The organism is Frankia sp. Cppng1_Ct_nod (assembly GCF_920656135.1).
GTDB lineage: Bacteria > Actinomycetota > Actinomycetes > Frankiales > Frankiaceae > Protofrankia > Protofrankia meridionalis.
In genome coordinates this window covers 1-8,907 of sequence record NZ_CAKKTK010000119.1, presented here as the reverse complement: position 1 = coordinate 8,907, position 8,907 = coordinate 1, and the positions used below count along the sequence as shown (strand labels likewise).

The 8,907-nt window shown below is 68.4% G+C and carries 9 protein-coding genes; 6 read left to right on the top strand and 3 right to left on the bottom strand.

What is annotated here, in order from left to right:
- Together NBW77_RS21175 and NBW77_RS21170 are read left to right on the top strand one after the other, a co-directional pair.
- Positions 1–285, top strand: a 285-nt coding sequence (locus NBW77_RS21175; protein ID WP_250280213.1) for a TetR-like C-terminal domain-containing protein, incomplete at its 5' end; no start/stop codon positions are given.
- 119 nt (positions 286–404) lie between these two features.
- Positions 405–2,525 (top strand): Hsp70 family protein, encoded by a 2,121-nt coding sequence (locus NBW77_RS21170; RefSeq protein WP_131745628.1) that lies wholly within the window; start codon positions 405–407, stop codon positions 2,523–2,525.
- A 19-nt stretch (positions 2,526–2,544) separates the two neighbouring features.
- On the opposite strand, the gene NBW77_RS21165 is transcribed toward NBW77_RS21170, so the two are convergent.
- A complete protein-coding gene (locus tag NBW77_RS21165) occupies positions 2,545–3,078 on the bottom strand; it encodes a PH domain-containing protein (protein WP_131745627.1) in 534 nt (177 codons plus the stop codon).
- Positions 3,079–3,161: 83 nt separating this feature from the next.
- Positions 3,162–3,959: a biotin--[acetyl-CoA-carboxylase] ligase gene (locus NBW77_RS21160; protein WP_131745626.1), complete on the bottom strand. Its 798-nt coding sequence runs from the start codon at positions 3,957–3,959 to the stop codon at positions 3,162–3,164.
- A 98-nt stretch (positions 3,960–4,057) separates the two neighbouring features.
- Between NBW77_RS21160 and NBW77_RS21155 the strand changes: the two genes are divergently transcribed.
- The 4 genes from NBW77_RS21155 (at position 4,058) to NBW77_RS21140 (ending at position 8,551) form a co-directional block, all read left to right on the top strand.
- Positions 4,058–5,665 carry an acyl-CoA carboxylase subunit beta gene (locus NBW77_RS21155; RefSeq protein WP_131745625.1) on the top strand — a complete coding sequence of 536 codons (1,608 nt, stop codon included), beginning with the start codon at positions 4,058–4,060 and terminating at the stop codon, positions 5,663–5,665.
- Positions 5,666–5,756: 91 nt separating this feature from the next.
- Positions 5,757–6,005 (top strand): acyl-CoA carboxylase subunit epsilon, encoded by a 249-nt coding sequence (locus NBW77_RS21150; protein WP_131745624.1) that lies wholly within the window; start codon positions 5,757–5,759, stop codon positions 6,003–6,005.
- Positions 6,006–6,313: 308 nt separating this feature from the next.
- Entirely contained in the window at positions 6,314–8,077 is a 1,764-nt protein-coding gene (locus tag NBW77_RS21145; RefSeq protein WP_250280212.1) for an acetyl/propionyl/methylcrotonyl-CoA carboxylase subunit alpha, read from the top strand.
- Between the two features lie 69 nt (positions 8,078–8,146).
- The gene (locus NBW77_RS21140; protein WP_250280211.1) at positions 8,147–8,551 is read left to right on the top strand and encodes a DUF5313 family protein; all 405 of its coding nucleotides are present in this window, start codon (positions 8,147–8,149) and stop codon (positions 8,549–8,551) included.
- Here NBW77_RS21140 and NBW77_RS21135 read toward each other — a convergent pair.
- Complete coding sequence (locus tag NBW77_RS21135; protein WP_207386855.1) at positions 8,548–8,769, bottom strand: hypothetical protein; 222 nt, start codon at positions 8,767–8,769, stop codon at positions 8,548–8,550. The genes NBW77_RS21140 and NBW77_RS21135 overlap by 4 nt on opposite strands.
- Positions 8,770–8,907: the final 138 nt, after the last annotated feature.

Here is an 8,907-nt window from a genome sequence, read left to right as displayed (position 1 = left end):
CTCGTGTCCGAGATGCCCCGTAATTCTGAACTGCGGGACGCTCTTCGCAACGGTCTGCTCGCCCAGCGCAAAGCAGCGTCCGACGTCATCGCACAACGCGGCATCTCGCGCGGAGAAATCAACGCCGAGACCGACCGGGCAGTACTCATGGAGCTGGGCCCGGCGCTCGTGCTCCAGCGAATCCTGCTTTCCGGTGAGCCCGTGGACGTCGGATTCATGGAGCGGATCGTGAACGATCTGATCGTGCCGTACGCCACCGGACGCAGGCGCGAGGAATCAACCTGACGCAGCGACGTCGTCCCGGCCAGACGGTCACCATTTCGGGCGAATCGGACATCCACCCGGAACACGACCACCCCCACGGAACCGGATAATGTGCTCTTACAATCCGTGAACGGGGGAACGTGACAACCGGCCTGACACTCGCGGTCGACATCGGCACCGGCTTTACCACCGCCGCGGTTGCCGTGAACGGCCAGGCGGAAATCCTCCGGCTCGGACCGGACGGGCCGATGCCGACTGTTGTCGCCCTGAGCGACGATGGTCGCCTGCTGACCGGTGTCGCCGCCGCCGACCTCGCGGCGACCCACCCTGACCGCGCACAGCGGAACCCGCTGCGGGCCCTCGAGACAACCGACCGGGTCCAGCTCGGCGGCGTGTCCCTCCCCGCCATCGAGCTGATCGCGGTCGTTCTGCGCCAGGTCCTGCATGATTCAGCGCGTCATGTCGCGGGGCCGGCGCCCCAGCAGGTGGTCCTCACCGCGCCCGTCCGATGGGGCGCCACCGAGGTCGACAAACTCCAGATGGCCGCCACCAGGGCCGGTCTCGGGGACGTCGTCCTCATCCCGGAGCCGATTGCGGCTGCCCGCAGGCATGTCGATCCGACCAGCCTCCGGCCGGGTACGGCCGTCGCCGTCTACGACCTGGGCTCCACGACTCTCGCGACGACGATTCTCACCGCGACGCCCAACGGGTTCGAGATCAGAGGCGAGCCCGGCGGCATCTCCGACTTCGGCGGCGACGACATCGACGAGGTCCTGCTACGCCGGGTCTCCGAACGCGCACGCACCCTCGATCCGGGCGCGTGGGACGCGCTGTGGGCCGACCCGAGCCCCGCCGGGCAGCGGTTACGCAACCAGCTGCGCCAGCAGGTCACCACCGCGAAGGAAGCGCTGTCGACCGTTGACAGCTACCCCATCCGGCCGGGTGGATCCGTGCCCGACGTCCAGGTCACCCGAGCGGATCTGGAAGCCTCCATCGACAGTGACCTGCGCGCGACCGTGACGGAGTTGATCCGCACCGCCGAGAGCGCCGGCGTACGGCCAGGCGAGCTGGCCGAGATCTTCCTTGCCGGCGGATCGAGTCACATGCCGCGGGTGTCCACGCTGTTGGCGGAGATGACCGGGGTCCAGCCTCGGCCCGTCGAGGATCCCCAGAGCACGATCCCACTGGGCGCGCTGCTCGCCGTGAACGAACTCGGCACCGTGAACGCGGCGAAGGACGCCGACGTCACCCGTATCCTCACCGAACCCCCCGCGCCAGGTCCGTATGCGCCAGGTCCGTATGCGCAGGCGCAGGCCGGTCCGGGTGATACGTACCCGCGGCCTGGCACGGTCCCGCCCGGGCAGCAGTACCAGGCGGCGTCCCGCAACGAGTACGCCCCGACCGCCCGGTACCCGTTTACCCAACCGCCCGCCGGAGCGTACGGCCAGTACCCACCGCCGAGCGGCCCATCCGGCGGTTTCCCGCCGCCCGGCGGGTACCCGTCCTCGGGCTCCTACCCGCCGCCCGGCGGGTACCCGTCCTCGGGCTCCTACCCGCCGCCCGGAGTGGGTTCGTATGCGACCGCTCCGATGGGTACAGCGCCGCAACCGCCGTCGACCGGGCGGCGAAACAGCCTGATCGCGGCGATCGTCGCCGCGGTGGTTCTCGCTGTCGCCATACCCGTGGTCGTCCTCGCCGCGACCGGCTCGGACAAGCCCGGACCGGCCCCGACCGCGCGTCGGTCCCTGTCTGCCATCCCGGTGGGACCGCCGAACGCCGCAGCCCCCACCCTGTCCGCGACGCCTCGTACAACACCTCCGACCGCTGCGTCCTCGGGTGATTTCACGACAGCCGAACGCAGGCTCTGGGCCGCGTTGGACGCCACCGAGCTGACCAACTGCGCGGCGAACCCGGCCGGGGAGAACTCGACCATCGACGCGTCCCTGAAATGCAGCTCCAGCAACGGGCTTACCGTGGTGGCGTACCACTACTACTCCAGCAGCTCGCTACGCAGCGACATCGACTTCCGCGCCAGCCGGATCACCACCAACGGCACCTGCCGGACCGGTGGAACCGGTGTCGAGACCTGGCAGTTCACGAGCGATCCCGATACGGACGTCGGATCGCTCCTGTGTTCCCGGCAGGAACAGCGCTCCGTGCTCTTCTGGACCTATGACAAGGACCTTCTCGGCTTCACCGCCGCGGACACCGACGCACAGTCCCTCTTCGAGTGGTGGAAGGGATTCGACCCGCTGGCCTGACCCTTACAGTGCCCGGCGCTTACAGGGCACCGCGGTCGTCATCGTCGGCGAGGCCCCGACGCCGCATGTCGTCCTCCTCGGCCAGCCGGTAGAGCGTCCCATGTACCTGTTCGACCCGCGGCAGGTTCGCCAACACCACCTGACCGCGTTCACCCGCGCTTTCGATGGTCAGGGTGCCCGATCCCAGCAGCCGTTCCCAGAACGAATGATGGAACGAGACGTCGTTGAGCCGTTGAAGCGGGATGTCTCGGCCGTCCCGGGAGAGAATCCCCACCCGGATGACGACCCGCTCGGTTGTGACCACATAGCTCGTCGTGATCCACCGGAGCCAGGGCCGCAGGCTCGCGAAGAAGACCACGACCGAGGCGACCACGATGATGAGCCACTGCGCCGCGTGCTGGAAGGAACCGGCCGGGACGGCCAGCACACCGAACAACGTCAGGCCGAGGAGCACTATGAAGGCGCTCGCCGGCCCGGCCAACCTGATCCAGTGCGGGTGAAGGTGCAGGACGACCTCTTCGTCACTGGTCAGAATATTCTCTGGAAACCCCACAAGACCGATCGTCTCACCCGCACGTGACAGGCGGGGTCATCGGGTCATCGGGTCATCCACCGCCCGGCACGAATCGGGACGGATCAGCGCAGGTGGATGACATCCCCCGCGGCAAAGGCCCGCCCGTCGACGACGAGCCGACCGTGGGCGTCCACATCGGTCGCGGTACCGATCAGGACCGATCCTCCGGGCAGTTCGACCCGCACCTGACGACCAAGAGTTGCGCACACCGACCGGTAGGCCTCCCCAACGGCCGCAGGCTCGGTCGACCAGCTTCGATACGCGCCGACCAGCCCCCGCAGCAGTTCGATGAACAGCTCCCCCCGACCGGTGGGGGGATGCGACACCTGTTGCTGGCAGAGCACCACGCTGGTGGCGCCCGGTGGCAGCTCGTCGGCACGAGTGTCGACGTTGAGGCCGACACCGACCACCACCGCGGCCTCTCCAGGCTGGACGGGGACGGCCTCGGCGAGGATTCCGGCCAGCTTGGCGCCGTCCACCAGGATGTCGTTCGGCCATTTGACCACGGCCGGTATCCCCGCGAACCGCCGCAGCGTGGTGACCAGCGAGACGCCGGTGACCAGCGGCAGCCATCCCAGGTTTGAGGACGCCACGGTGGGACGGAACAGCACGGAGAAGGTCAGGCCCGCGCCGGGTGGCGACGTCCACGACCGGTCAAGACGCCCACGTCCGGCCCATTGGAGCTCGGCGACGAGCACCCGGCCTTCGCCGGCGCCTGCCTTCGCCGCGGCCACGAGATCCGCGTTGGTCGAGCCGGTTTCCTGGACGACCCGTACGTCAAGACCGTCGCCGGAGAGGCTGGCCGCCAGCAGGCCGCTGTCCAGGGGAAGTCTGCGAGGTTGTGCCGCCGAGGTCCGCATATCTGCCAGCGTGCCATCCGTCCGCCACGGAACCACCGGATGTGCAATCTTCGCTCGAATCGAGCGCGTGGAGCCACGCCCGCCGTACGCTGCCCGGCATGGCACTTCCCGTTCCCGCGCCGGATCCCTCGACGGCTCCGGCACCCGATCTCCTCACGGCCGCCGGCAAGATCGCCGAGCTGACCCGGGTGACCGACGAAGCGGTTCACGCCGGCTCGAAGCGAGCGGTCGATGCCCAGCACGCCAAGGGCAAGATGACGGCCCGCGAGCGGATCGAGGCATTCCTCGACCCCGGTTCCTTCGTCGAGACGGACGCGTTCGCCCGGCACCGCGCACACGACTTCGGCCTGGACCTCAACCGTCCGTACGGCGATGGTGTGGTCACCGGCTACGGCACCGTCGACGGCCGTCAGGTGTGTGTGTTCAGCCAGGACTTCACCGTTTTCGGGGGGAGCCTGGGCGAGGTCTTCGGCGAGAAGATCGTTAAAATCATGGACCTGGCGCTGAAGACGGGTTGCCCGGTGGTCGGCATCAACGACTCGGGCGGTGCACGCATCCAGGAGGGCGTGGTCTCCCTCGGGTTGTACGGCGAGATCTTCTATCGCAACGTGATGGCCTCGGGCGTCGTCCCACAGCTCTCGCTGATCATGGGTCCGTGCGCCGGTGGCGCCGTGTACTCACCCGCCATTACCGACTTCACCCTGATGGTCGACCAGACCAGTCACATGTTCATCACCGGTCCGGACGTCATCAAGACCGTGACCGGCGAGGACGTCGGCATGGAGGAGCTCGGCGGCGCCCACACGCACAACTCCCGCAGCGGGGTCGCCCACTTCCAGGCCGCGGACGAGCTCGACTGCCTGGAGACCGCGAAGGCGCTGCTGTCGTTCCTGCCCTCCAACAACATGACGGATCCGCCCGGCTTTTCCGAGGTGGCCGACGTCGCGGCCGAGGTCAGTCCCGAGCTGGACGTGTTCATCCCGGACTCACCGAACACCCCGTACGACATGCACACGGTGATCGAGTACGTTCTCGACGAGGGTGACTTCCTTGAGGTCCACGCCCAGTTCGCCCAGAACATGATTTGCGGCTTCGGGCGGGTGGACGGGCGATCCGTCGGAGTCGTCGCCAACCAGCCGATGCATTTCGCCGGCACCCTGGACATCGACGCCAGCGAGAAGGCCGCGCGGTTCGTGCGGACGTGTGACGCCTTCAGCATCCCGATTCTCACGTTCGTCGACGTGCCGGGCTTCCTGCCCGGCACGTCGCAGGAGTGGAACGGCATCATCCGCCGGGGCGCGAAGCTCATCTACGCCTATGCCGAAGCCACCGTCCCGAAAGTGACCATCATCACCCGCAAGGCGTACGGCGGTGCCTACGACGTCATGGGTTCCAAGCATCTGCGAGCCGACATCAATCTGGCCTGGCCGACCGCGGAAATCGCGGTGATGGGCGCGCAGGGCGCCGTGAATATCATCTACCGTCGCGAGCTCGCGGCCGCGGAGAACCCGGAAAGTCGCCGTGCCGAGCTGATCGCCGACTACACCCAGCACTTCGCCACCCCGTACATCGCAGCCGAACGCGGGTACGTGGACGCGGTGATCCCCCCGTCGGTGACCCGACGTGAGGTGATCCGGGCGCTGCGGCTGCTGCGGACCAAGCGGGAGTCGCTCCCGCCCAAGAAGCACGGAAACATCCCGCTGTAACACCGGCCCCGGCTGGCCCGCACCGCGACATGACGCCGGTGGCGGGCCTGCCCGGCGGTTGGCGAGCCCACGCCGATGGAAGGACCACGAGGTGGAAACCAGTGGTGATGTTCACGCCCACCCCTATCTTCGGGTGGTGCCCGCGGATGCCTCCGCCGAAGAGATAGCCGCGCTGGTCGCGGTACTCCGCCTCCGCGCGGCCGTCCCGCCCGCCGAGGATGCGACACCTTCGGGCTGGACGGACCGTGCCGCGACGTTTCGCGGGGCCATACATTCCGGCCCGAACATGTGGCGACAGGCCGGATTCACTCAGGGGACCCGAACCCGGGCAGGCTGGTAATCTTCAGTTCTCCTTGGTAAACGTCCGATGGCAATGTTCCTCACTGTCGCTGCGTGGTTCGACGCTGCCCAGAAACCTCTGGCCCAGCGCCCGGAAGACCATCAGCGGCCGTTGCCATTCCGGCAGCCACCGGACGCCAATAGCCACGTGGGGGATCAGCGGGAACGACCGAGGCGGGGTGGCATGGCCACCACCCGGCGATGCGCAAGATCTGCCGGGTCGGCCGGCCTGTTACCGGGCGCTCCAAAGACAGCCTGTGCCGCCGAACTCGCCTAGACTCAGCCACGCTGAACGAGGACGGGAGAAACGTGCGTAAGATCCTCATCGCCAACCGGGGAGAGATCGCTGTCCGGATCGTCCGCGCATGCCGCGACGCCGGATATGCCAGCGTCGCGGTGTACGCCGAGCCCGATATAGAGGCTCTCCACGTACGCATTGCCGACGAGGCGTACGCTCTCTCGGGCAGCACACCGGGCGACTCCTACCTGCGGATCGACAAGATCCTCGATGTCTGCCGGGCAAGCGGCGCCGACGCGGTCCATCCCGGGTACGGCTTCCTCTCGGAAAACGCCGACTTCGCCGAGGCGGTCATCGAGGCGGGTCTGACCTGGATCGGACCGCCGCCCGAGGCGATCCGGCGCCTGGGCGACAAGACCGCGGCCCGTCACATCGCCCTCGCCGTGGGTGCGCCGCTGGCACCGGGTACCCCCGACCCCGTCTCCGGCGTCGACGAGGTTGTGGCCTTCGCCGACCAGTACGGGCTGCCAGTAGCGATCAAGGCGGCGTTCGGTGGCGGTGGGCGCGGGCTCAAGGTCGCCTGGAGCGCCGACGAACTGCCCGAGCTGTTCGAGAGCGCCGTGCGCGAGGCGACCGCGGCCTTCGGCCGGGGTGAGTGCTTCGTGGAGCGCTACCTCGACCAGCCACGCCACGTGGAGACCCAGATCCTCGCGGACAGTCATGGCACGGTCGTCATCGTCGGTACCCGTGACTGCTCGCTGCAACGGCGCTACCAGAAGCTCGTCGAGGAGGCCCCGGCTCCGTTCCTCACCGAGGAGCAGCGCAAGTCCCTCTACGAGGCGTCCCGCGCCGTCTGCCGGGAGGCCGGCTATGTGGGCGCGGGAACGGTCGAGTTCCTCGTCGCCCGAGACGGGATGATCAGCTTCCTCGAAGTCAACACCCGGCTACAGGTCGAGCATCCGGTCACGGAGGAGACCAGCGGCATCGACCTGGTCCGCGCGCAGTTCCGGATCGCCGAGGGTGAGGCCCTCGACCCGGTCGACCCGACCCCGCGCGGGCACTCGATCGAGTTCCGGATCAACGGCGAGGACCCGGGACGCAGCTTCCTACCCGCACCGGGGACGGTCACCCGGTTCGTCGCGCCCACCGGCCCGGGTGTGCGGGTCGACGCCGGCGTCGAGTCCGGCAACGTGATCGGTGGCGCCTTCGACTCCCTGCTCGCCAAGTTGATCGTCACGGGTGCGACCCGCACCGAGGCGCTGGAGCGCGCTCGCCGCGCACTGGACGAGATGGCCGTGGACGGCATGGCCACGGTCCTGCCGTTCCACCGGGCGGTGGTACGGGATCCGGCATTCGCGCCCGCTGACGCGACCGAGCCGTTCCGGGTTCACAACCGCTGGATCGAAACCGAGTTCGACAACACCATCCCGGTCTTCACCGGAGGGGTGGACGCCGACACCGAACAGGCCCCGAGAGAGTCGGTGGTGGTGGAGGTCGGCGGCCGACGTCTTGAGGTCGTCCTGCCGGCAGGCTTCGGGGCGGTCACCGCGGGTCCGTCGGCTGGTCGAGGCGCTCCGCCACGGCGACGATCCGGCTCCAAGGTCGCCAATGCCGTGACCGGGAACGCGCTGACCAGCCCGATGCAGGGCACCATCGTCAAGATTGCGGTCAGTGACGGCGACACCGTCGAGGTCGGTGACCTCGTGGTCGTCCTGGAAGCCATGAAGATGGAACAGCCGATCAACGCGCACCGGGCGGGCACGGTGACCGGGCTCTCCGCGACCGTGGGCGGAGTCGTCTCCAGTGGCGCCGTCCTCTGCGAGATCAAGGACTAGGGCCGTCTCGGGGTCCCTGTACGACACGCGGGGACCCCGAGCGAACCGAACTCTTCGTAGGCTGACCCTATGGACGTTGGTAGCAAAAAGGCTCCGTCGGACGGCTCAGTGGAGCCCGCCGGTCCGCGGTCGACCCGTCCGGAGCGCCCGCCGCCGGCGGGCCGGGTGTACTACCTGGTGGGCGGGGCGCTGCCCGCCCGGTACCGCGACTGGGTCGCACACGATCTGACTGCCCCACGGTGGCGGATCCGCCAGGCGTCCCGTCCGACGCTGCTCATGTTGCCGTTCGCGGTCATGTTCGCGCTGCTACCTGGCCCGTTGGGTGTCCGGCTGACGATCTCACTCTTCCTTCTTGCCGCCACCGTCGGCCTGGGTTTCGTCACCGGAGGTCACTTCCGGAACCGACGTCTCGTCCAACACGGGTTTCCGCCGGTGGTCCCGCCCGAGGAGGAGGACATCGACAGTCACAGCTAAGAACGCCCGGCAATAGGGGCGCTCTGACCGGGCACGGCCTCCACACGCCAGCGGATCTTGGCGAGGTGCACCAGGGTGGGTAGCGGGGTGTCGGCGGGCAGGCTCGACAGCCAGACATCGGTGGGTTCGTCCGCCCGTTCGGGCCATTCGGCCAGCAACAGCCGCAGCGGCACGCGGCCGTCGGGTGCGCGGGGGATGTCGCGATTGGCCGGGCGCACGGGTAGGACCAGGAACCGGGATCGCAGACGACCGGCCGCCGGGGTAGCACCCAGCTGCCGGTGATCTCGTCGAGCATGTCCAGTGCGAGGCGCCACTTCTTACTTAAACGATCTTGAATCTTGAGATTCTTTTCAACC